General features: G+C 69.9%; 24 protein-coding genes and 1 tRNA gene. 11 read left to right on the forward strand and 14 right to left on the reverse strand.

Translation table 11 applies throughout. The annotated features are described in order from the left end of the window. Window positions 1-189: 189 nt before the first annotated feature. Together BMW88_RS28320 and BMW88_RS28325 are read right to left on the reverse strand one after the other, a co-directional pair. Window positions 190-263: transfer RNA gene (locus BMW88_RS28320), tRNA-Met, on the reverse strand. Window positions 264-316: 53 nt separating this feature from the next. Further along, window positions 317-3,325 (reverse strand): UPF0182 family protein, encoded by a 3,009-nt coding sequence (locus tag BMW88_RS28325; RefSeq protein ID WP_089956086.1) that lies wholly within the window; start codon window positions 3,323-3,325, stop codon window positions 317-319. A gap of 94 nt (window positions 3,326-3,419) precedes the next feature. Here BMW88_RS28325 and BMW88_RS28330 point away from each other — a divergent pair, with 94 nt between their 5' ends. After that, window positions 3,420-3,959: a PPA1309 family protein gene (locus BMW88_RS28330; RefSeq protein ID WP_089956088.1), complete on the forward strand. Its 540-nt coding sequence runs from the start codon at window positions 3,420-3,422 to the stop codon at window positions 3,957-3,959. Window positions 3,960-4,060: 101 nt separating this feature from the next. Here the strand turns inward: BMW88_RS28330 and BMW88_RS28335 are convergent, their stop codons facing one another. After that, the gene (locus BMW88_RS28335; protein WP_245778116.1) at window positions 4,061-5,140 is read right to left on the reverse strand and encodes a YlbL family protein; all 1,080 of its coding nucleotides are present in this window, start codon (window positions 5,138-5,140) and stop codon (window positions 4,061-4,063) included. 44 nt (window positions 5,141-5,184) lie between these two features. Here BMW88_RS28335 and BMW88_RS28340 point away from each other — a divergent pair, with 44 nt between their 5' ends. After that, window positions 5,185-6,498, forward strand: coding sequence for a zinc-dependent metalloprotease (locus BMW88_RS28340; protein WP_089956090.1), 1,314 nt, complete (start codon window positions 5,185-5,187; stop codon window positions 6,496-6,498). Between the two features lie 62 nt (window positions 6,499-6,560). Here the strand turns inward: BMW88_RS28340 and BMW88_RS28345 are convergent, their stop codons facing one another. Continuing rightward, window positions 6,561-7,088 (reverse strand): M48 metallopeptidase family protein, encoded by a 528-nt coding sequence (locus BMW88_RS28345; protein WP_089956091.1) that lies wholly within the window; start codon window positions 7,086-7,088, stop codon window positions 6,561-6,563. Window positions 7,089-7,283: 195 nt separating this feature from the next. On the opposite strand from BMW88_RS28345, the gene BMW88_RS42195 reads away from it, so the two are divergent. The 4 genes from BMW88_RS42195 (at window position 7,284) to BMW88_RS28360 (ending at window position 10,219) form a co-directional block, all read left to right on the forward strand. Then, a complete protein-coding gene (locus BMW88_RS42195) occupies window positions 7,284-7,439 on the forward strand; it encodes a DUF5679 domain-containing protein (protein WP_176946781.1) in 156 nt (51 codons plus the stop codon). Between the two features lie 44 nt (window positions 7,440-7,483). After that, the gene (locus BMW88_RS28350) at window positions 7,484-8,284 is read left to right on the forward strand and encodes a TOMM precursor leader peptide-binding protein (RefSeq protein ID WP_245778117.1); all 801 of its coding nucleotides are present in this window, start codon (window positions 7,484-7,486) and stop codon (window positions 8,282-8,284) included. Beyond that, window positions 8,281-9,591: an ABC1 kinase family protein gene (locus tag BMW88_RS28355; protein WP_089956094.1), complete on the forward strand. Its 1,311-nt coding sequence runs from the start codon at window positions 8,281-8,283 to the stop codon at window positions 9,589-9,591. Before BMW88_RS28350 ends, BMW88_RS28355 begins: the two co-directional genes overlap by 4 nt. An 85-nt stretch (window positions 9,592-9,676) precedes the next feature. After that, window positions 9,677-10,219, forward strand: a complete 543-nt coding sequence (locus BMW88_RS28360) for a type IV toxin-antitoxin system AbiEi family antitoxin (protein WP_089956096.1) — start codon at window positions 9,677-9,679, stop codon at window positions 10,217-10,219. A 1,240-nt stretch (window positions 10,220-11,459) separates the two neighbouring features. On the opposite strand, the gene BMW88_RS28370 is transcribed toward BMW88_RS28360, so the two are convergent. The 5 genes from BMW88_RS28370 to BMW88_RS28385 form a co-directional block, all read right to left on the reverse strand. Further along, entirely contained in the window at window positions 11,460-12,332 is an 873-nt protein-coding gene (locus BMW88_RS28370) for a class I SAM-dependent methyltransferase (protein WP_089956101.1), read from the reverse strand. A gap of 74 nt (window positions 12,333-12,406) precedes the next feature. Beyond that, window positions 12,407-12,622 carry a hypothetical protein gene (locus BMW88_RS41190; RefSeq protein WP_143116289.1) on the reverse strand — a complete coding sequence of 72 codons (216 nt, stop codon included), beginning with the start codon at window positions 12,620-12,622 and terminating at the stop codon, window positions 12,407-12,409. Next, window positions 12,619-12,939 carry a WhiB family transcriptional regulator gene (locus BMW88_RS28375; protein WP_089956102.1) on the reverse strand — a complete coding sequence of 107 codons (321 nt, stop codon included), beginning with the start codon at window positions 12,937-12,939 and terminating at the stop codon, window positions 12,619-12,621. Before BMW88_RS28375 ends, BMW88_RS41190 begins: the two co-directional genes overlap by 4 nt. A gap of 96 nt (window positions 12,940-13,035) precedes the next feature. Further along, window positions 13,036-13,278: a hypothetical protein gene (locus BMW88_RS28380; protein WP_089956105.1), complete on the reverse strand. Its 243-nt coding sequence runs from the start codon at window positions 13,276-13,278 to the stop codon at window positions 13,036-13,038. A 143-nt stretch (window positions 13,279-13,421) separates the two neighbouring features. Next, window positions 13,422-15,491: an ATP-dependent DNA helicase UvrD2 gene (locus BMW88_RS28385; protein WP_089956107.1), complete on the reverse strand. Its 2,070-nt coding sequence runs from the start codon at window positions 15,489-15,491 to the stop codon at window positions 13,422-13,424. A 61-nt stretch (window positions 15,492-15,552) separates the two neighbouring features. Here BMW88_RS28385 and BMW88_RS28390 point away from each other — a divergent pair, with 61 nt between their 5' ends. Then, a complete protein-coding gene (locus BMW88_RS28390; RefSeq protein WP_089956110.1) occupies window positions 15,553-16,281 on the forward strand; it encodes a DUF4191 domain-containing protein in 729 nt (242 codons plus the stop codon). An 81-nt stretch (window positions 16,282-16,362) separates the two neighbouring features. On the opposite strand, the gene BMW88_RS28395 is transcribed toward BMW88_RS28390, so the two are convergent. After that, on the reverse strand, window positions 16,363-16,836 hold the full coding sequence (locus BMW88_RS28395; RefSeq protein WP_089956112.1) for an RDD family protein: 474 nt from the start codon (window positions 16,834-16,836) through the stop codon (window positions 16,363-16,365). A gap of 169 nt (window positions 16,837-17,005) precedes the next feature. Here BMW88_RS28395 and glnA point away from each other — a divergent pair, with 169 nt between their 5' ends. After that, entirely contained in the window at window positions 17,006-18,430 is a 1,425-nt protein-coding gene (gene glnA / locus BMW88_RS28400) for a type I glutamate--ammonia ligase (protein WP_089956115.1), read from the forward strand. Between the two features lie 357 nt (window positions 18,431-18,787). Next, window positions 18,788-18,994, forward strand: a complete 207-nt coding sequence (locus BMW88_RS28405; protein ID WP_143116290.1) for a hypothetical protein — start codon at window positions 18,788-18,790, stop codon at window positions 18,992-18,994. A 37-nt stretch (window positions 18,995-19,031) separates the two neighbouring features. Here the strand turns inward: BMW88_RS28405 and BMW88_RS28410 are convergent, their stop codons facing one another. Then, window positions 19,032-19,313 (reverse strand): hypothetical protein, encoded by a 282-nt coding sequence (locus BMW88_RS28410; RefSeq protein ID WP_143116291.1) that lies wholly within the window; start codon window positions 19,311-19,313, stop codon window positions 19,032-19,034. A 129-nt stretch (window positions 19,314-19,442) separates the two neighbouring features. On the opposite strand from BMW88_RS28410, the gene BMW88_RS28415 reads away from it, so the two are divergent. Continuing rightward, window positions 19,443-19,970, forward strand: coding sequence for an NUDIX hydrolase (locus tag BMW88_RS28415; RefSeq protein WP_089956121.1), 528 nt, complete (start codon window positions 19,443-19,445; stop codon window positions 19,968-19,970). On the opposite strand, the gene BMW88_RS28420 is transcribed toward BMW88_RS28415, so the two are convergent. The 3 genes from BMW88_RS28420 to BMW88_RS28425 all read right to left on the reverse strand — a co-directional run bounded on the left by BMW88_RS28420 (window position 19,951) and on the right by BMW88_RS28425 (window position 21,237). Then, complete coding sequence (locus BMW88_RS28420; RefSeq protein ID WP_089956123.1) at window positions 19,951-20,451, reverse strand: riboflavin biosynthesis intermediates N-glycosidase; 501 nt, start codon at window positions 20,449-20,451, stop codon at window positions 19,951-19,953. The two genes, BMW88_RS28415 and BMW88_RS28420, sit on opposite strands and share 20 nt — an antisense overlap. 18 nt (window positions 20,452-20,469) lie before the next feature. After that, window positions 20,470-20,595 (reverse strand): hypothetical protein, encoded by a 126-nt coding sequence (locus BMW88_RS44080; RefSeq protein ID WP_281249455.1) that lies wholly within the window; start codon window positions 20,593-20,595, stop codon window positions 20,470-20,472. A gap of 66 nt (window positions 20,596-20,661) precedes the next feature. Further along, window positions 20,662-21,237, reverse strand: coding sequence for a hypothetical protein (locus tag BMW88_RS28425; protein ID WP_089956126.1), 576 nt, complete (start codon window positions 21,235-21,237; stop codon window positions 20,662-20,664). A 103-nt stretch (window positions 21,238-21,340) separates the two neighbouring features. On the opposite strand from BMW88_RS28425, the gene BMW88_RS28430 reads away from it, so the two are divergent. After that, complete coding sequence (locus tag BMW88_RS28430; protein WP_089956133.1) at window positions 21,341-21,574, forward strand: hypothetical protein; 234 nt, start codon at window positions 21,341-21,343, stop codon at window positions 21,572-21,574. The last annotated feature ends 2 nt before the right edge of the window (window positions 21,575-21,576 follow it).

The following is a 21,576-nucleotide window of genomic DNA, read 5'->3' on the forward strand; positions in this document are numbered from 1 at the left end:
TAACCACGTTCCCCCAGGTCAGAAGCCTCTGGGAGACCGATGCGGCCAACAGGCCCCGCCGATGCCGAAGGCGAGGCGTCCTGGGGGTCCGGGGGCTTGCCCCCGGGGTGGGGCTTGGGGGCTCCGCCCCCAATACAATGCGAAAAAGCCCTGTCTGCGCATTCCGCAGACAGGGCTTTCCCAGCTTTGTAGCGGGGACAGGATTTGAACCTGCGACCTCTGGGTTATGAGCCCAGCGAGCTACCGAGCTGCTCCACCCCGCGTCGGTATGAACAGAACCTTACGCGGGGTGGAGCCGTTGATGCAAATCGTCAGGTCAGCCTGACGGTGTGGGGCTCGGCACAACGGACGACTGGCTCGCCGCGGGCGGTGCGGCGGGACCGGTGTTGTACTGCTTGAACCGCTTCCTCGCGTCGTCCAGACGTGCGTACGCCTGGCCGAGCTCGGCGAAGTTGCCGCTCTGGTTCGCCTTGGTGATGTCGTCCAGCGCCGCGCCGATGTCGTTGATCGCCTTCTGCAGTTCGGGGCTCAGCGACCCGTTGCCGACCGGCGGTGGCGTGGTCGACGGCGGCGTGGACGTCTGGCCGTTGCCGTTGTTGTTGCTCGGCGGCGGCACAACCGCGCCGGCACCGCTGAGCACCTGGTCCAGCGCCTCGTTCAGCGTGGACGCGTAGCCGACCCGGTCGCCGTACCAGACGAGCACCTTGGACAGCTGCGGGTACGACGTGTTGTTCGACGCGCGTTCGATGTAGACGGGTTCGACGTAGAGCAGCGCGCCGCCCACCGGGAGGGTGAGCAGGTTGCCGTAGACGACCGTCGTCTTCTGCTGCGCCAGCAGGTTGAGCTCGCGGCTGACGTTGTCGGACGTGAGGAACTGCGTCTGGATCTGCTGCGGGCCCTTCGCGTCCTGCGTCAGTTGCAGCACGCTGATCTTCCCGTAGTTGTCCGGGTCGGATCCCACGGAGACGTACGCCGCCATGAACTCCCGGTTCTCGCGGACCAGCGGGCTGGTGAGCTGGAAGCGCACCTTGCCGGGGTCGCCGGGGTCACCGGCGAGCACGTAGAAGGGCGGCTGGGCGTCCCTGCGCTTCGCGGCCGCGTCGCGCTGCGCGTCGGCCGAGGTCACGTTGTCGATCGTCGGGTCCTGCGCCGGGGCCCAGTAGGCGACACCGGAGTAGAAGTCCGACGGGGACGAGACGTGGTACTTCGACAGGATCTGCCGCTGCACCTTGAACAGGTCCTCGGGGTAGCGGAAGTGCTGGCGAAGCTGGTCGGAGATCTCGCTGCCCGGCTTGACCGTGCCGGGGAAGACGCCCATCCACGCCTTGAGGACCGGGTCCTTGTCGTCGATCTGGTACAGGTTCACCGTGCCGTCGTAGGCGTCCACAGTGGCCTTGACCGAGTTGCGGATGTAGTTGACGGGCTTGTTGACCTGCGAGATCACCACGCCGTCCGCGGTGAGCGAGTCGTTCGTCGCGTCACCGAGCTGCGTGCGCTGCGCGTACGGGTAGTTCTCCAGCGTGGTGTAGCCGTCGACGATCCAGGTGATGCGGCCGTTGACGACGGCGGGGTACGGGTCGCTGTCCACCGTGAGCCACGGCGCGACGGCCTGCACGCGGTCCCGCGGCGCGCGCTTGAACAGGATCTTCGACTCGTCCGCGATCGACTGGTTGAAGAGGATGTTCCGCTCGCCGTAGTAGGCGGCGAACGCCAGCTTGTTGAACAGGCTGCCGATCGGCACGCCGCCCGAGCCGGTGTAGGTGTAGGACTTCGCGTCCGTGTCGTACTCGGCGGCCGAGCCCTCCGGACGGCCACCGACGATCGAGTAGTCGGCCGGGCCGAACAGCTCGCCGTAGTACGTGCGGGGCTGGTCGACCTTGATGCCGTTCTCGGCGTTGCGGACCGCGCCGTCCGGGGCGACCTCACCGGCCTTGAACTCGGGGTAGCCGCCGTTGGTCTGGTCGGCGACCGCGTTGACCTTGTTCGCCTCGGCGTAGACGAAGCCGTTGCCGTGGGTGTAGATGAGGTGCTGGTTGATCCAGTCGCGCTGGCCCTGCGGCAGGCTGTCGAGCTTCAGCTCGCGGACGGCGACGATGTAGTCGCGCAGCCTTCCGTCCACTGTGTACCGGTCGACGTCGAGCTTGTTCGGGAACCCGTAGAACGGCCGCAGCTGCTGGAACTGCGTGAAGGTCCGCGAGAGCACGGCCGGGTCGAGCAGACGGATGTTGCCGAGCGTGGCCTGGTCGTTGGTCTTGATCTGGTCGTTGGTGATCGTCTGCTTGCCCTCGTAGGGCTTGGTCTCGACCTTGTCCTCGGTCAGCCCGAACGACTGCCTCGTCGCCGCGATGTTGCGCTTGATCGACTCGGCTTCCTTCTGGATGGCGTTCGGCTTGACCGAGAACTGCTCCAGCACCGCGGGCCACGCGGCGCCGACGAGCACGCTGGAGAGCACCAGCAGGACGGTCGCGATGGCGGGCAGCTGCACGTTGCGCATGAAGGCGCCCGCGAAGAAGGCGACCGCGCAGAACACCGCGATGCACAGCAGGATGAGCTTGGCCGGCAGCACCGCGTTGAGGTCGGTGTAGCTCGCGCCGACGAACTTCTCGTTCTCGTGCAGCAGCAGGGCGTACCGGTCGAAGAAGTACGCGACGGCCTTCAGCAGCACGAACGCGCCGGCAACGAGGGCCAGGTGCAGCCGCGCGGGACCGGAGAGCTGACCGCCGCGACCGGCCAGCCGGATGCCGCCGAACAGGTAGTGCGCGATGACCGCGCCGATGAACGAGACCGCGACCGTGATGAACAGCCACGACAGGAGCCACTCGTAGAACGGCAGCGTGAACGCGTAGAAGCCGATGTCGTGACCGAACTGCGGGTCGGTCACCCCGAACGGCTGGGCGTTGAGGAAGAGCTGGATCTGCTGCCAGTCGGCCTGCGCCGACGCGCCCGCGATGAGCCCGACGAACACCGGGATGCCGATCGCGAACAGCCGCATCCGCCGCATCACGACGGTGCGGTAGCGCGCCACCGGGTCGTCCGGGCCCGAGACCGGCACGAACACGGGCCGCGACCGGTAGGCGAGGTAGAGGTTGAGCGCGACGATGCCGCCGACCACGGCCCCGACGGCCACGAACAGCGCCAGGCGGGTGATCAGGACTGTGCTGTAGACGTTGCGGAAATTCACCTCGCCGAACCACAGCCAGTTCACGTAGGTGTCGAGCAGCCGCGATCCCGTGATGAGACCGAACAGGAGCACAACACCGACGACGAGCAGGATTCGGCTGCGTCGGGACAGTTTCGGCAGTCCGACTGGAGGCCGTGTGGCCACGAGGCACGCTCCTGGATCGCGGTAAATCGATACGTACGTTTAGTCCAACTCTACGGATGACGCCCTGGGTTCCCGCGGAGTCCGCGGTCTTACGATGACACGCGTGTCAGCGAGTGAAACGCCAGCGGTCATCCTCCCGACGGTCGCCCGCGAGGTCGAGGAGTTCGTAGCGGCAGGCGGCTGGGAGCAGCCACCGCAACTCTTCGCCCTCGTGGCCACCTCCGACCTGATCACCCAGCAGCCCGAGCTGCGGGCGCAGCTCGACCCGGAGTCGAGCCCGCTGACCCCGATCGCCCAGGACCCGCTGGAGGGCGATCTCGGTGACGCGCTGGCGGGCATCGAGTGGCCCCCGGCCGTGACCGGGTGCGCGCTGGCCCAGGAGATCGTGGTCCTGCCGCCGGAGGCGGAGACGGAGCTGAGCCACGGCGAGCTCGACGACGAGGCCGCCCGCAGGTTCGCCGCGGAGCACCCGGCGCGGCGCGAGGCGCGCCTGGTCGCCGCGGTGCTGCGCGACGGTTCGGTCTCCTGCGTGCTGCGGCTGCGCGGGACGGTCGAGGTGCCAGAGGAGGTCGTCGAGCACCCCGAGCTGGCGCCCAACCTCACCGACGCCCTGCTCGCCACGCTGCGGCCCTAGTCGTCACTCCCCCAGGCTGGCACAACCCCGGCACGAGACCGCGCCGGGGTTGTGAACTCGTTGTCCGTTGTTCGCGAGGAGCGGACAAGCCGCTCCTCGCGTCAGCAGCTCGGCGTGTCCCTGCCGGCGTTGAGCGCCTCCAGCGACGACACCGCGTCCTTCAGGTTCTCGACCTTGATCAGCTTGAGGTCGTCGGGGGCCTGCTGCTTCGCGTCCTGGCAGTTGGCGGAGGGCACCAGGAACGCCGACGCGCCCGCCTCCTTCGCGGCGACCATCTTGAACGCGATGCCGCCGATGGCCTTCACGGTGCCGTCGCCCGCGATCTCGCCGGTGCCCGCGATGGCCTTGCCGCCGTTCAGCTCACCCGGCGTCAGCTTGTCGACGATCGCGAGCGCGAAGATCAGGCCGGCCGACGGGCCGCCGACGTCGGACAGGCTGATCTTGATCTTGAACGGCACGTCGGCGCGGTCGACCGGCGAGATGCCGATGAAGCCGGCGGGGCGGCCGTCCTCGCGGGTGCCGAGGGTGAGCTGGGTCGACTTCGAGGTGCCGTCGGACTCGAAGGCCACCTCGACGGTGTCGCCCGGCTTGGTGTTCTCCAGGGCGGAGCTCACGTCGGCGGAGCTCTGCACCTGCTTGCCGTTGACCGAGATGATGCGGGCGCCGAGCGGGATGACGTTGTCCGCGGGGCTGCCCTTGGTGACCTGGTTCGCGATCACCTTGCCCGGATAGCCGAGGTAGTGCAGCGCGGCGACCTCGGCGGAGGTCTGCGACTCGCTGAACGCGAGCTCGTTGTTCTTCTGCACCTCCTCCTCCGACTCGCCGGGCTTGAAGAACTCCTCGCGCGGCGCGAGGGCGTAGCGGCCGGACAGCCACAGGCCGAGCGCGCCGAACAACGACACGTCGTCGGTGAGCGAGACCGTCGTCATGCGCAGGGTCCCGTTGGTGGGGAACGTGTTCTGGCCGTCCACCGCGACCACGTCGGTGTCCTTGACCTTGCCGAGCACGTCGTAGGTCGGGCCGGGGCCGAGCGCGACGTACGGGACTCTGGCGAAACCGCCGAGCAGTCCGAGTGCCGCCACCACGAGGAAGCTGACGACCAGCGTCCACGTCCGGCGGGTCAGTCCGCGCTCCCTCGGCGGGGGCGCGGGTGGGGATGCGGTCGTGACGGTTTCACTCACGGCTGAACAGCGTACGACCACGTGGATCCGCGTACGGTAGAGGTATGAGTGACGTGCCGTTCGGGTTCAGCCCGCACGACCCCGACGACAAGAGCGGGAAGCCGGGAGACAACCCGTTCGACTTCAACCAGCTGGGCAACATGCTGAGCCAGCTGGGCGCGATGCTGAGCAGCGCAGGGTCGTCGAGCGGGCCGGTCAACTACGACCTGGCCAAGCAGGTCGCGTTCCAGCAGCTGTCCTCGTCGACCACCACGATCGGGTTCGCCGCCGACCAGTCGAGCGCGGTGACCGACGCCGTGCACCTGGCCGAGATGTGGCTCGACCCGGTCACGTCGCTGCCCGCCGGCACCCGCACGACGCAGGCGTGGACGGCGCGCGACTGGATCGAGCGCACCATCCCGACCTGGCAGCGCCTGTGCGACCCGGTCGCCCAGCGCATGTCCGGCGCGTGGGTCGAGGCGATGCCCGCCGAGGCGAAGCAGGCGGCCGGTCCGCTGCTGTCGATGCTCGGCCAGATGGGCGGCATGGCGTTCGGCTCGCAGCTGGGCAACGCGCTGGCGCAGCTCGGCGCGGAGGTGCTCACCTCGACCGACGTCGGCCTGCCGCTCGGTCCCGAGGGCACCGCGGCGCTGCTGCCCGCGAACATCGAGAAGTTCACCGAGGGCCTGGAGCGCCCGGCGTCGGAGGTGATGGTCTTCCTCGCCGCCCGCGAGGCCGCGCACCAGCGCCTCTTCACGCACGTGCCGTGGCTGCGGCAGCGCCTGCTCGACACCGTCGAGGAGTTCGCCAGGGGCATCAAGGTCGACACGTCGGCCCTGGAGCAGCTCGCCGGCCAGATCGACCCGTCGAACCCGGCCTCCATCGAGGAGGCCATGAGCTCCGGCTTGCTCGAGCCGCAGACGACCCCCGAGCAGAAGGCGGCGCTGACCCGCCTGGAGACGCTGCTGGCCCTGGTCGAGGGCTGGGTGGACGTCGTGGTGGACGCCGCCGTCTCCGAACGCCTGCCCGGTGCTCCCGCGTTGCGCGAGACGCTGCGCCGCCGCCGTGCCTCCGGCGGGCCGGCCGAGCAGACGTTCGCGACCCTGGTGGGCCTGGAGCTGCGCCCCCGCCGCCTGCGTGCCGCCTCCGCGCTGTGGAAGCTCGTCGGCGACCGGCACGGTGTGGAGGTGCGCGACGGTGTGTGGGAGCACGCCGAGCTCATCCCGACCGCCGAGGACCTCGACGACCCGCTGGAGTTCGCCGAGCGCCTCGCGAACACGCGCAAGGCGCTGGAGGACCCGATCGCCGAGCTGGAGCGCACCATGCGCGAGGACGGCGGCAAGGGCCCCGGTGAGAGCGGCGAGCCCGGGCAGAGCTGACCGGCTGGTGGACGACGCGCCCGGCGAGGACCTTCCTCGCCGGGCGCGTCGCGTTCGGGCTCCTAGTCCTCGGAGATCCCCAGGCCTGCGGCGGCCGAGAGACCTTCCAGGTAGCCCATGGCCCGTTCGGTCTTCGGGTAGCGGTGAACCCACTCCCAGAAGTCCTTGCCGTGCCCTGGCACGAGCAGGTGCGCCAGTTCGTGCACCAGCACGTAGTCGAGCACCCACGGCGGCACGTCCCGCAGCCGCTCGGACACCCTGATCGTGCCCTCGCTCGGCGTGCAGGACGCCCAGCGCGTGCGCATGGGCGGCACCCAGCGCACGCTGACCGGATCGGCGAGCGAGTCCAGATACCGCGCCGACAGCTCGGCGCACCGCGCCATGAGCGCCTCGTCCGACGTTCGCGCAGGAGACTTCCTGCGCGTCTCGCTGCGCTGGAGGCGGCTCAACATCTCCGCCACCCAGTGCTTCTCTTCCCCCTTGGTCATCCGTGCCGGCAGAAGGACGACGACGGTGTCGCCCTCCCGGTACGCGCTGACCATGCGGCGGCGCCGGGAGCTCCGCCGCACCTCCACCCGCGGTTCGGCCATGCAGTCACCGTAAACGTCGGCACCGACAACCAGCCGCCCCCAACCGGCCGCAGGCAGGCACCCGGCGGGTGAAGTTCCACCGAACGGCGGCTGGACACGCGCGGGAACGACATGCGCGGCTTCACGGCCTCGCAGAGGTACCGTCGCGCCAAGGTCCCCGAGTGTGTCCGCACTCACAACTGCAAGGGAGGGGCTGTGGCCGAGACCTACAACGGCTACTGCGTCAAGTGTCGGGAGAAGCGCGACTTCGACGGCCAAGTCGAGGAAACCAACGGCCGGCGCATGGCGAAGGGCACCTGCCCTGTCTGCGGGACGAAGATGACGCGGATCCTCGGCAAGGCCAAGGTCTGACGTTTCCGCTGGCAGGGGGCCACGCCCCCTGCCAGGCTTCCACTGTGGACCCCAGACCTCGCGTGCGTGCAGGCCTCGCCGTGGTGCGCCGGGCCCCCGGCGTCGTGCAGATCGGCACCGATCCCAAGCACGCCGTGGTGATCGGCTCGCTGTCCGAGGCGCTGGTCGACGTGCTGCTCACCCTCGACGGCCGCCACACCGCCGCCGAGCTCGGCGAGAGGCTGGCGGAGCGGGGCGAGGACCCCGCCCAGTTGGGTGAAGTTCTCGCATCGCTCGACGAGGCCGGTCTGCTCGACACCGGCTTCCCCGCGACGGGCGCGGCGGTCGCCGTGCAGGGCGCCGGCCACCTCGCGCTGTCCATCACCTCGCTGCTGGCGGAGTCGAGCGTGCGCCTGGACCACCACGCCGACCTGGTCGTGCTCGCCGCCACGCTCGTCCCGGATCCGAACGTCGTGAACGCGCTCATGGCGTCCCGCACGCCGCATCTGGCCGTGCGCGTCCGTGAGGGCGTGGGCATCGTCGGACCGCTCGTCCTGCCGGGCCGGACGAGCTGCCTGAACTGCGCGGACCTGCACCGCACCGACCAGGACCCGGCGTGGCCCGTCATCGCGGCGCAACTGGTGGCCAAACCGGCTTCCTCGGACGTGTTGTTCGCATCGGGCACGGCCGCGCTGGCCGTGGCGCAGGTCCTGGAGTCGCTGGTCCACGTCCGCGGCCGCGCCCAGGCGCCGCCGCCAGTGGTCAACGCCACTGTCGAACTGGACCTGGTGGCGGGGGTTGCTGAGAGGCGGAGCTGGTATCCGCACCCTGACTGTCAGTGCTCCGCACATACCATGGCTGGGTGACCGAGATTCCGCGCAAGGCCGTGCAGCGCACCGCCAAGCTGGCGAGCCTCCCCCTCGGGGTGGCCGGCCGGGTGGTGGGCGGCTGGGGGAAGCGACTGACCGGACGCGCGGCCGACGAGGTCAACGCCGAGGTGACGGCCAAGACGGCGGAACAGGTCTTCGCGGTGCTCGGCCAGCTCAAGGGCGGAGCGATGAAGTTCGGCCAGGCCCTGAGCGTGTTCGAGGCCGCCGTTCCCGACGAGCTCGCGGCCCCGTACCGCGAGGCGCTGACGAAGCTGCAGACCGCGGCCCCGCCGATGCCCGCCCGCACGACGCACCGGGTGCTCGCCGAGCAGCTGGGCGCGTCCTGGGCGAAGCGCTTCCAGTCGTTCGACGACGACCCGGCCGCCTCGGCCTCCATCGGCCAGGTCCACCGCGCCGTGTGGCACGACGGCCGCGACGTGGCGGTGAAGGTCCAGTACCCCGGCGCCGACGAGGCGCTGCGCGCCGACCTGAAGCAGCTGCTGCGCTTCTCCCGGCTGTTGCAGGCGATCATGCCCGGCGCCGACGTGCGCCCCCTGCTGGAGGAGCTGCGCGACCGCTACCTCGAAGAGCTCGACTACCGCGACGAGGCCGCCAACCAGCGCACGTTCGCCAAGGCGTTCGAGAACGACCCGCACGTGCTGGTGCCCAGGGTGATCGCCTCGTCCCCCAAGGTCATGGTGACCGAGTGGACGTCGGGCACGCCGCTGTCGAAGATCATCCGCGAGGGCTCCGAGCAGGACCGCGACCGGGCGGGCCAGCTCCTGGCCGAGTTCCACTTCTCGGCCCCGTCGCGCTCGGGCCTGCTGCACGCAGACCCGCACCCCGGCAACTTCATGCTGGGCGACGACGGCCTGCTGCGCGTGATCGACTTCGGCGCGGTGGCCCGCCTCCCCGACGGGCTGCCCAAGACCCTGGGCCTGATGACCAGGCTCGCCCTTGACGGCCGCTCCGCCGACCTCGTCGAGCTGCTGCGCGCCGAGAACTTCATCCGCGAGGGCATGTCCCTCGACGGCGACGACGTGCTCGGCTACCTGGCCCCCTTCGTCGAGCCCCTGCGCACCGAGTCGTTCCACTTCACCCGCCGCTGGCTGCAGTCGCAGGCGGAACGGGTGGGCGACCTGCGCAGCCCGGACTCGCACACGGGCCGCTCCCTGAACCTGCCCCCGCAGTACCTGCTGATCCACCGCGTGACCCTGGGCGCGACGGGCATCCTCTGCCAGCTCGACGCCCACGTGCAGGCCCGCGAGATCGTCGCCCGCTGGCAGCCGGGATTCGACGACTGACTCGTCCGGGTGAACCTCCGCCGAGTTGTCCACAGGTTGGCGCTCAGCCCGCCCCAGCCCCCGCCCAGTCGGCCACGATGACCCCATGACCCTCATCGCGACCACCGCTGACCTGCGTGAATCCGGCCTCTCCCCGCGTGAGGTCCTCAGGCGCTGCGCCCCTCTCGGGCCCTGGCAGCAACTGCTGCCCGGCGTCGTGCTGCAGAAGCCGTCGCCCCCGAACCGGCTGGACCGGCTCCGAGCCGTCCTGTTCTTCCTCGGGCTCTCGTCCGTGATCACCGGCGCCGACGCGGTGGTGCGGCAGGGAGCCGCGGTCCCGCTCCCCCGGCACATCCACGTGCTCGCGGGGAAGAACGCGCGCCGGGCGCACCCGGGAATCCTCCTCGAACGCACCGGCCGAATGCCGGCCGTGGTGGAGAAGGACGGCCTGAGACTGGCCGCGCCGGCGCGAGCCGCCGTCGACATGGCGAGGCGGGAGACCAACCCCCAGGCGGTCGTGCAGATCCTCGACGCCGTGGTGGACGCCCGGTTGTGCTCGCCCGGCGACCTGCACGAGGAGCTGCGGCAGAGCAGCCGCCGAGGAACGGCGCTGGTCAGACAGGCCTTGCGCCACCTCTGCCCGACCTGACCGCCGCGCGCGGGGCGTTCTGGCGGTTGCGCCGGGCCGACGGCTTCGGGAGGTGCGGCGAAGCCGATCCGGTCTCACCGGTTCGCGCCGCGGGGCTTGGATCGGGCCTCGGTCAGGTCTCGGCTTGGACCGGTCGGCCGCTCACGCCTGCTGGGCGTCCTTGACCGGGCGCTCGCGTCGGCCCGCCGGACCTCGGTGGCTCCCGTTCTCGGCCACCAGTCAGTCGGTGCCACCGGCCCGCCCGAGCTTGGCAACTCCCGATGCCGCCGCATCGGTCCGTCGTGCGCCACGGTCCCGACCACACCAGTCACCCGATGCCACCGGGCTCGCCCGGCCCCGGTGGCTCCCGCCCCCGGTCGCATCAGTCCGCCGTGCCCCACGCCCCTTGACCACACCAATCAGCTCGCAGCATCAGCCCACTTGACTGTGGCACGTCCCGTCCCCGGCCACACCAGCCCGCCGTACCCCACGCCCCTTGACCACACCAATCAGCTCGCAGCATCAGCCCACTTGACTGTGGCACGTCCCGTCCCCGGCCACACCAGCCCGCCGTACCCCACGCCCCTTGACCACACCAAACACCCGGCACCACCAGCCCACCCAAACCCGGCACCACCCGTCCCCGGCCACACCAGCCCGCCGTACCCCACGCCCCTTGACCACACCAAACACCCGGCACCACCAGCCCACCCAAACCCGGCAACACCCGATCCCGGTCACACCGGCTCGCCGGGCCCCGTGCCACACCAATCACCCGTGCCACCGGCCCGCTCAACCCGGCAACACCCGCCCCGGTCGCATCAGTCCGGCGTGCCTACGCGCCCTTGACCACACCAATCACCCGGCACCACCGGCCCGCCCCCGGCAACTCTCGCCCCCAGGCCACACCAGTCCGCCGCGGCACCGCCCCCGGCCACCCAGCCGACACCACCGGCTCGCCCGACCTCACCCGAGCCAACCGGAAGACCGCGCCCATCGGACACCCCCGACCACAGCCGGCCTCATCCCGCTCACGAGCCCCCACCCATGAGCACTCACATACTCGACATGCCACCCCAGAACACGGAGGTGAGTCAGCGCCAGTACTCGTCCGGCAGCTTCCCCTCGATGTCCCGCACGTGCGCCTTCGCACAAACGTGGCAAAGCCACCGCACGGTCCCACCGGTCCGCTCAGAGGACCAAGCCAGGAACTCGAGGTCGGAAACGGAGGTGCGCAACCGCCCGCACCGGTGGCACGCCGTCACCGCCGCCGTCCCAGGTGGACGGTGTCGGTCTCCAGCAGGAACACGTCCTCCCTGGCTCCCACGAACTCGGAGTCGGACGGGTTGAGCAGCCGCCGCAGGGCTTCCCGGTCGGCCGGGTGCAGGTACGGCCCGGTGACCTCCGTCAGCCAGGCCAGCCGGTCGACGGCCCAGTCGCGCACGAGCTGCTTGGCCGGGGCCGGATGGTCGACGACGAAGCTGAAGGCGCTGATCTCGCCGAGGCCCGCGTCGGCCAGGGCCACGTTCCAGCCGACGGGCAGCCGGACGGAACCGGTCATGTTCTCGCGCATCGACACGAACCACGAGGCGCGGGCCGCGGCCAGGCGGTCCTGCAGGCCCGGCTCGCCGACGCCGAGGTCCCACGGGAGGAACCGCGTCTCCAGCCCTCCCTCGGCGAGGGCCAGCCAGCCGCCGGGGGCGAGGGCAGAGGCCAGGCGGCGGACACCGCGCAGTTGATCGGAGAGGTGGTGGATCACCCGCGAGCCCCAGACGAGCTCGACCGGGCCGGCGAAGGACAGCGGGTCCTCGGAGGCGAGATCGGCCAGCACGGGTTTCACCGACACGACGCCGTCGGCCTCGGCACGCGCGGCGGCGCAGGCCGCGTCGAGGAGTTCCGGGGTGGCGTCGACCAGGACGAGGACGCCGCCACCGTGCTCGCGCAGGGCCGAGACCAGCGGCACGCTCATCGAACCGGCACCGCAGCCCACGTCCATCACGACCGGTGAGTCCGGCAGCAACGAGACGAGCTTGCGGGCGACAACGGACAACGCCTCGGCCTGCAGCGAGCCGTAGCGCTTCATCGCGTGGAGGCGGGCGGACCAGTCGATCCCGTCGTGGGTGTGGTGCGGCACAAGGGGAACGGTACGGTCGAACGGCCGAGGCCGCCATCCACCTTCTCGTGGATGACGGCCTCAGCTCGAGACTGTCAGAGGTCGAAGCGAGCCGCTCTGCGCCCCGCCCATCGCGACAACCTGCGCCAACGTTGCGCTGCCGCGAGGCGGTTCGCCAGGCGTTGCTCTTCCGCGAACCTCTGGGCTTCTTGTATTCGTATTCGCACGAGTTCTTCATTCAGAGACATGGGTGTCAGGGCCTCGTTCAGGTAGGCGGGCATTGTGCTGTGGTTGATCTGCACGGTGCTCACGCTGCCGCCTCCGTCTTGTCAGCAGTGACAACAGCCGCGTCCTTGCGCGGACGGCCACGCGGCCGCTTCCGCGCGATGACGACACCGCGCTCGAAGATCTCTCCACCCCAGACACCCCACGGCTCGTGACGTGCGAGCGCGCCTGCGAGGCACTCCGCCAGCACCGGGCAGGTCCCGCAGAAGGACTTCGCCTTCTCCAGGTCGGCCGGCGCGTCAGCGAACCAGAGGTCGGGGTTGTGGGTGCGGCAGGGCAGGTCCAGCCCTTCCGCGAGGTCCGGAAGTGTCTCGCCGGTGAGCGGGACAGTCGCGGTCAACATCTGGGTTTTCTCCTTGTGTGGGGTACGCAGAAAACACGAAGGCCGCGGACTCTGTGCGAGTCCGCGGCCTTCGTGAGCCTGGTGGTCCTTCGACCCCTATGGGGTCGGCAGGAGCCTTCTCACTTGATGCGCGGACAGCGCATTCGTGTAGTTGGGAACGTCATCGACGGCCGGACGCAGGCGCGGCTGCTCGATGAACAGCCCGGTGCCGCATTCACGACCCAGCAACGCCACCGGCCGGTGGGCAGACTTCTGCCACACGGTCTGAGCGGCTGCGGACGTGCAGATGCCCTCGGGCATGGGGAGGGCGAGCGCGCGTGAAATGGTGAAGATCTTCACGGTGCACCTCCTCCAAGAGAGCTCTGTCGTCAAGAGAGAGCAGTAGTAGTTCTTCTTCCCCAGACGGGTCCTCCGGACCCGGCATGAGCAGGTTATGACCCCGTCCCACGGGCCCGCAACCTATTTAGGAAAACTTGTCCCGATCAGGTGGCGGGGTACCCGACACCGGCCCGGACCAGCCCCAACACGTCGTCGCCGAACTTGTCGAGCTTCGACGCGCCGATCCCGGAGATCGCCACCAGCCCCGCCGTGTCGGTGGGCCGCTGTTCGGCGATGGCCATGAGCGTCGCGTCGGTGAAGACGACGTACGCGGGCACCTTCAGCTCGCGCGCCCGCGCCGAACGCCACTGGCGCAGCGACTCGAGCAGTTCCTCGTCCACATCGGACGGACACGACCGGCACCGTCCCAGCTTCACCGCCTGCGCCTCGACCAGGGTCGCGGCGCACACCCGGCAGGTCGGCTTCTCCTTCTTCATCAGAGGAGGGCGCTGCGCGCCGGCGGATACACGGGCGGCCGGGTGGTTCTCCGGCACCAGGTTGTAGAGGAACCTCGAACGGCGGCGGTACTTGCGCCCACCGGCCGCGCGCGACAGCGCCCACGACAGCCAAAGGTGTTCACGCGCGCGAGTGACACCCACGTACAGAAGGCGGCGTTCTTCTTCGATCTTCGCCTCGTCGCCGTCGGCGTACTGGATCGGCATCGTGCCCTCGACCAGTCCGACGAGGAACACGGCGTCCCACTCGAGGCCCTTCGAGGCGTGCAGCGATGCCAGCGTCACGCCTTCGACCGTCGGCGGGTGCTGGGCCTCCGCCCGCACGTCGAGCTCGACGCAGAACCGCGGCAGGTCGGCCTCCGGCGCGGAGACGGCGAACTCCTCGGCCAGCTCGACCAGCGCGAGCAACGACTCCCAGCGCTCCCGCGCGGAGCCGCCGGTCGGCGGCTCGTCGGTGAGCCCGACGCGGGCCAGCACCGCGCGGACGACCTCCGGGAGGCTGCCGGACGTCTCGCCCGCCGTGCGCAACGCGATCATCGCCTGGCGCACCTCGGCGCGCTCGAAGAACCGCTCGCCACCGCGGACCAGGTAGGGGATGCCCAGCGAGGCGAGCGCCTGCTCGTACACCTCCGACTGCGCGTTGACGCGGTAGAGGACCGCGATCTCGGAGGCGGCGACCCCCTCGTCGAGCAGTGTCTTGACGCGACCGGCGACCGCGTCCGCCTCCGCCGGCTCGTCGTCGAACTCGTGGAACCGCGGCGGCGGTCCTTCGGGCCGTTGCCCGACCAGGTTGAGCCGCGAGCCGGCGGGACGCCCGCGCGCCCACTTGATGACGTCGTTGGCCAGGGCGACGACCTGGGGCGTCGACCGGTAGTCGCGTTCCAGCCGCACGACCACGGCCTCGGGGAACCGGCGCGCGAAGTTGAGCAGCGGCTGCGGCGAGGCGCCCGCGAAGGAGTAGATGGTCTGGTTCGCGTCGCCGACCACCGTCAGGTCGTCGCGGGCGCCGAGCCACGCGTCGAGCACGCGCTGCTGCAGCGGCGTCACGTCCTGGTACTCGTCGACGACGAAGCAGCGGTAGCGGTCGCGGAACTCCTGCGCGACCTCCGCGTTGTCCTCCAGCGCGCCCGCCGTGTAGAGCAGCAGGTCGTCGAAGTCGAGCAGCTGCGCCTCGTTCTTGAGCTGCTCGTAGGTCGCGTAGAGCTTCATGATCTGCTCGGCGGGCGCCGGGATGTCCCGCGCGGCGCGCGCGGCGGCCGCCGGGTAGTCCTCCGGCGTGAGCAGCGACGCCTTCGCCCACTCGATCTCGCTGGTGAGGTCGCGCAGCGCGTCCGCCTCGGTCGGCAGGCCCAGCCGGGACGCGGCGCGGCCGACGACGCGGATCTTCTGGTCGACGAGCTCCCAGCGCGGGCCGCCGATCACGCGCGGCCAGAAGTAGCGCAACTGGCGTGAGGCGGCGGCGTGGAACGTCACGGCCTGGGCGCCGTGCACGTCGAGTGAGCGCAAACGCGTGCGCATCTCACCCGCGGCGCGCTTGGTGAACGTGACGGCGAGGACCTGCGACGGGGCGACGTGACCGCGTTGGCACAGGTAGGCGATGCGATGGGTGATGGTCCGCGTCTTGCCGGTGCCGGCGCCCGCGAGCACGCACACCGGGCCGCGCGGCGCCTCGACCGCTGCGCGCTGTTCCGGATCGAGACCCTCCAGCAACGCGTCCATGCCCGGCAGTCTCGCAGACGGCCGATGCGAGTCTGATACCACCGCGCCGTATCCTGTCCTCATGGCTGGTAAGCAGGACAAGGCGGCTGCCAAGGAAGCGGCGAAGGTTCGCCGCGCGGCTTCACGCGAACGGCGCAAGCAGATCTTCGAGGCGTTCAAGATGCAGCGCCGCGAGGACAAGGCGCTCGTTCCGCTGATGCTGGGCGCGCTGCTCGGCGTCACCGCGATCGCCGTGGTCCTCGGCCTGGTCTTCGACGCGGTCTGGATGTTCGTGCCGCTGGGCGTCGCGATCGGCGCGCTGCTGGCCGTGATCATCTTCGGCCGCCGGGTGCAGAGCAACGTCTTCCGCAAGGCCGACGGCCAGCCGGGCGCGGGCGCGTGGGCGCTCGAGAACCTGCGCGGCCGCTGGCGCGTCACCCCCGCCGTCGCGGGCACCACCCAGCTCGACGCCGTGCACCGCGTGCTCGGCCGGCCGGGTGTGGTCCTGGTCGCCGAGGGCGCTCCGCAGCGGGTCAAGCCGCTGCTCGCGCAGGAGAAGAAGCGCATCGCGCGCGTCATCGGCGAGACGCCCATCTACGACTTCATCATCGGCACCGAGGCCGGCCAGGTCCCGCTGAAGAAGCTGCAGTCGACCCTGATGAAGCTGCCGCGCAACATCACGGCCGCCCAGGTCGACGCGCTCGAGACCCGTCTCGCCGCACTGTCCAGCCGCGGTGCCGCGCTGCCCAAGGGTCCGATGCCGCAGGGCGCCAAGATGCGCAACGTCCAGCGCACCCTGCGCCGCCGCTGAGGCGAGCTCCCACCACGCGAAAAGGCCCGCCGCACGAGTTGTGCGGCGGGCCTTTTCGCTGTTCACAGCCTTCTAGTGCGGCTACCGGACCTTGATGACGACCGTGCCGGCCGCCTTGTCGTGCAGGCACCGCCCGTCCGAGTCCCAGACCAGCGCCGGGATGAGCGGGAAGATGAGGACCGTGCGCAGCAGCGCGCGGGGCAGGTGCACGAACGCCTTGCCGTCGATGCGCGCCACCCGCAGCCCGAACAGCGCGTGCCCCGGCGTGAACCCGAAGAACGCCACCGCGACCACGGTGATGACGAACCAGACCAGCAGGCTCCAGTTGCGCGGCAGGTCGGGCTGGGTGAACACCGCGGCGACGCCCGCGGCGAGGAGGAAGTCGGCCAGGATGGCGAACGTGCGCCGCCCGATCGAGGCGATGGAGCCCGGCCCCTTCTCCGGGAAGCCGTGGCGCTCACCGCGCCAGCGCTGCCCGGTCCCGTCGTTCGAATCGTCACCCGGCGACAGCGCCGAGCTGGGTCCTGACAGCCACGAACCGGTCCACCTGCTCACTCCACCAGAGTAAGCCCGTGAACGCGGGGTGAGGATCGGCAGGTCGCCTTGCCGCCGTGGACCCGCCCGTTAACACTGGCGAAACATCCGAGTGACGGACGGGCAACACCGCCGACATACGGTCGCTCGCGATGACCAGCCGTTGTCCATAGTCAAGGAGTCGACGAGGGTGTTCAAGAATTCCGACGAGGTGCTGAAGTTCATCTCCGACGAGGGCGTCAAGTTCGTCGACGTGCGGTTCAGCGACCTGCCCGGCGTGATGCAGCACTTCACGCTGCCGGCCAAGGCGTTCGACGCCGACGCGATCGAAGAGGGTCTCGCCTTCGACGGCTCCTCAGTGCGTGGCTTCCAGTCCATCCACGAGTCGGACATGCTGCTGCTGCCCGACCTGTACACCGCGCGCCTGGACCCGTTCCGCATCGAGAAGACGCTGATCGTCAACTTCTTCGTGCACGACCCGTTCACGCGTGAGGCCTACAGCCGCGACCCGCGCAACATCGCGCGCAAGGCCGAGCAGTACATCACCGAGTCGGGCATCGCCGACACCGCGTACTTCGGTGCCGAGGCCGAGTTCTACATCTTCGACTCGGTCCAGTTCGACACCACCGCCAACGCCAGCTTCCACAAGATCGACGCGGTCTCCGGCTGGTGGAACACCGGCCGTGAGGAAGAGGGCGGCAACCTCGGCTACAAGGTCAAGTACAAGGGCGGCTACTTCCCGGTCACCCCGAACGACCACTACGCCGACCTGCGCGACCAGATGGTCCTCAACATGGAGGCCCAGGGCTTCACCGTCGAGCGCGCCCACCACGAGGTCGGCACCGGCGGCCAGGCCGAGATCAACTACAAGTTCAACACGCTGCTGCACGCCGCGGACGACCTGATGCTGTTCAAGTACATCATCAAGAACACGGCGTGGCAGGCCGGCAAGACCGTGACGTTCATGCCGAAGCCGCTGTTCGGCGACAACGGCTCGGGCATGCACACCCACCAGTCGCTGTGGAAGGACGGCGCGCCGCTGTTCCACGACGAGAGCGGCTACGCGGGCCTGTCCGACACCGCCCGCCACTACATCGGCGGCATCCTGCACCACGCGCCGTCGCTGCTGGCCTTCACCAACCCGACGGTGAACAGCTACCACCGCCTGGTCCCCGGCTACGAGGCCCCGGTCTCGCTGGTCTACTCGCAGCGCAACCGCTCGGCGTGCGTCCGCATCCCGATCACGGGCAACAACCCGAAGGCCAAGCGCATCGAGTTCCGCTGCCCCGACTCGTCCGGCAACCCGTACCTCGCCTTCTCGGCGATGGTCATGGCGGGCCTCGACGGCGTGAAGAACAAGATCGAGCCGCCGGCCCCGATCGACAAGGACCTCTACGAGCTCCCGCCCGAGGAGGCCCGCGACGTCAAGCAGGTCCCCGCGACGCTGGACGCCGTGCTCGACAACCTGGAGGCCGACCACGAGTTCCTGCTCGAGGGCGGCGTGTTCACGCCGGACGTGATCGACACCTGGATCTCGTACAAGCGCGAGCAGGAGATCGACCCGCTGCGGCTGCGCCCGAACCCCTACGAGTTCGCGCTCTACTACGACGTGTGATCGGCGCGGGGCTTTGACCAGGCGTTTCGCCGGTTGAAGCTCTGGTCGGGCCGTCTGATCGTGTGAGGCCGAGGGCCGGGTGACCAGTGGTCGCCCGGCCCTCGGCGCGTTTGTGCTGGACGAGCCGAGCCGTGCGACCGAAGACGGGACCAGGGTGGTCGCTCCACCTCGACGTAGGAGTCGTTCGTCCTGGAAGGCCCGGTGGACCTCCGCCGAGCCTTCCGGCTCCTGTAACGCCTGCTCCACCGACCGCGAAATACGCGGTGATGACAGCAGGGATCATCTGGGTTTTCGCGGCCACCGCCGACTCCTAGCGGAGCCTGCCCGAAACCCGCGGACCTCCTCCTCTACGGAGTGGTGCTCGCGCTGGCAGCGGGCCTCGTCGCCTTCTCGGTCCGCTTCTCCACAGGGCTCGCCCGGCTTCTCCTGCGCCGGCTGGACAGCAGGTCAGACGTGACGAACCAGGCCACGTGCGAGGTGCACGGCGACGTCATCCAGATCGGTGTCGTCCACGGGGACCTCACGATCCACCAGACGTGCCGGCGATGTCGCGGACACGTTTGAAAGGCCCGGCGGGATCACCCGCCGGGCCTTTCGGAGCTCACGCCGCGCTCGGCGGCCTCTCCGAGCCGATCAGCGTCACGCTGCACGAGACCCCTCTCACGCCCTCGCTGATCCGGACGTTGGAGACCAGCACGTCGGCCTGCCCGCCGGTCACCAGTTTGATCCGGGCGGCTCCCGCGTCGAGGGCCTCCGCGGCCGTTCCGGCGCCGGAGAACTGCCAGAGGCCGTCGGTGACCGTCTCGATCATGTCGACGCGATCCAGCTCGGCCGTGCTGCCGTTCGCGTAGACGAGCCGGGCGGGCCCTGAGTAGCTGAACATCATCTCTCCCTGCTTCGCCAACGCCTGGGAACACGCGTGGCGCGCGCGTTGGGTTCACGCGGCGGCCGAGGGTCTCGCCGGGCGGCGTCCGCCGAGCAGCGTGCGGCTCCCGCGTGGTAGAGCTGACCGGTGACGCAGTGGACGGTGCACGGCACCCGCAGGATGTACGAGTCGGAGTGGATGAGCGTCGACCTCGACGATGTCGAGGTGCCTCAGGGGGAACGGTTCGAGCACCACGTGCTGCGCCTGCCCTACCCCTCGACGGCGGTGGTGGTCGTCGAGGACGACCACGTGCTGCTCATGTGGCGCCACCGGTTCACGACCGATGCCTGGGGCTGGGAGATCCCGGCCGGGCGGCTCGAGGCGGGTGAGACGGCCGAGGACGCGGCGGTGCGGGAGACCGAGGAGGAGACCGGGTACAGGACGGAGGTCGAGCCGTTGGTCACCATCAACCCGTTGAACGGCATCAGCTCGCACGTCACGCACATCTTCGTCGGCTCCAACGCCGTCAAGACCGGTGAGCACGATCCCGCCGAGGCCGCCGAGGTGAGGTGGGTGCCGCTCGACGAGGTTCCCGCCATGATCCGAAAAGGACTGGTCCCGTGCGGGATCACGCTGGCGGCGCTCACCACCTACCTCACGCTGCGGACGACCTAGAGCGGACCTCCATCAGCGCCTCGCCGAGCAGGTTCAGGCCGAGCCACGACGCCGGGTCCGCGGCGCGCGGGTCGGACGCGGCCAGGCCGATGCCCCACACGCGGTCCTGCGGGCTCGCCTCGACCAGGACGCGGGAACCCGTGCTCAGCAAGTAGGAGCGCAGGGCCGGGTCCTGGCCGAACTTGGCCAGGTTCCCCTCGACCACGACCTCCAGCCGCGCCGCGGCCCACACCGGCTCCGAGAAGCCGGAGACCTCGCGGCCCAGGGCCTTCGCCTCGGCGGGCGTGCGGGCGGCGAGCACCCGCTCGGCGACGGCGTGGTCGTCGAACAGCAAGGCCTTGCGCCACATCATGTAGTGCTCGGCGGACGGGAACTCCCGTCCGTCGGCGACGAACGTGCACGGCCACCACTGCGACAGGCAGCCCTTGCCGATGCTCCCGTCGCGTTCGGGCTGGTGGCCCCAGAAGAACAGGTACTTCACGCGGCCACAGTAGGCGGCCTAGGCGCGGTAGTCCTCTTCCATTTCGCCGGGCTCGGGCATCTCCGGCTCGCGCCACTCCTCGGCCCGCGTCGGGCCGTTGGCGCGCAGCTCGTTCTCGACCTCCTTCTTCAGGTGGTCGTCCATCATGAAACCGTGTTGGTCACTTCCGCGCTGGGTCATGCACGAGACGTACCCCGCTCCGGCGGAAAATCACTTCGGCAGCGGGATCCCCGCCACGGTGATCGCGGCGCCCGTCGGGGCGAACTGGCCGGACACCGAGGAGAACGTCAGGGTGAGCGAGTTCACACCCGCGCCGACCTTCTCGTCGAGGACGACCGTGCCCGAGGCCGTGGTGCCCTGGGTGACGAGGCCTTCCCACTTGCTGCTCGACGCCGCGTAGGTCCGGTTCAGGTCGTCCAGGACCGCGATGCCGTCCACGGGCAGTGTCATCCTGGCCTGGGAGGCGTTCGTGGCCGTCACGAAGAGCTTCACCCGGCCGTTCGCGACCTCCACGCGGGTCACCTCGACGGTGAGCATGCCGCGCTGCTGCTTGAAGGATCCTGTCCGGACCTTCACCTCGGCCGACGGCTCTGTCGTCTCCAGTGCGGCGTCCGGAGTCTGGACGCCGTTCGACGTGGTCGTCGTGATGTTCACGTTGGGCTGGGCGGCGGAGTTCTCACCACTCAGTGCAAACTGGATCACACCCAGTAGTGCGAGCACCCCAGCCGCCACGCCCGCGATGGTGATCGCGGTCTTCGCTCCGCGCGTGACCCGACGATGCTGCATGACTTCCTCTGCTCGACCCCCGGTGACTTGCCCACAGCTCCCCCGCTGGGCGCGCCTAGTCTCATATCGATCGGGTGAAACGTCAATGCGCTAGTGTCCGCGCGTGTCCCAAGATGTCGCCGAATTCACGGCTCCGCAGCTGCTCACCACTCACATCGTCGACTCCGCGGCCGAGGCGCTCGAGGCGCTCCAGGCCGCTGACGTGCTCGATCTCGGTGTCCGCGTCTACAACCGCCTCGTCCCCGACGCCGACGACGCAGAGTCGTTGGAGGAGGAGTGGGTGGTCGAGGTCTACACCAGCGCTCCGGCTGTCGACCCCGACTCCGACGAGGACTGAGC

The organism is Lentzea xinjiangensis (genome assembly GCF_900110955.1).
GTDB lineage: Bacteria > Actinomycetota > Actinomycetes > Mycobacteriales > Pseudonocardiaceae > Lentzea > Lentzea xinjiangensis.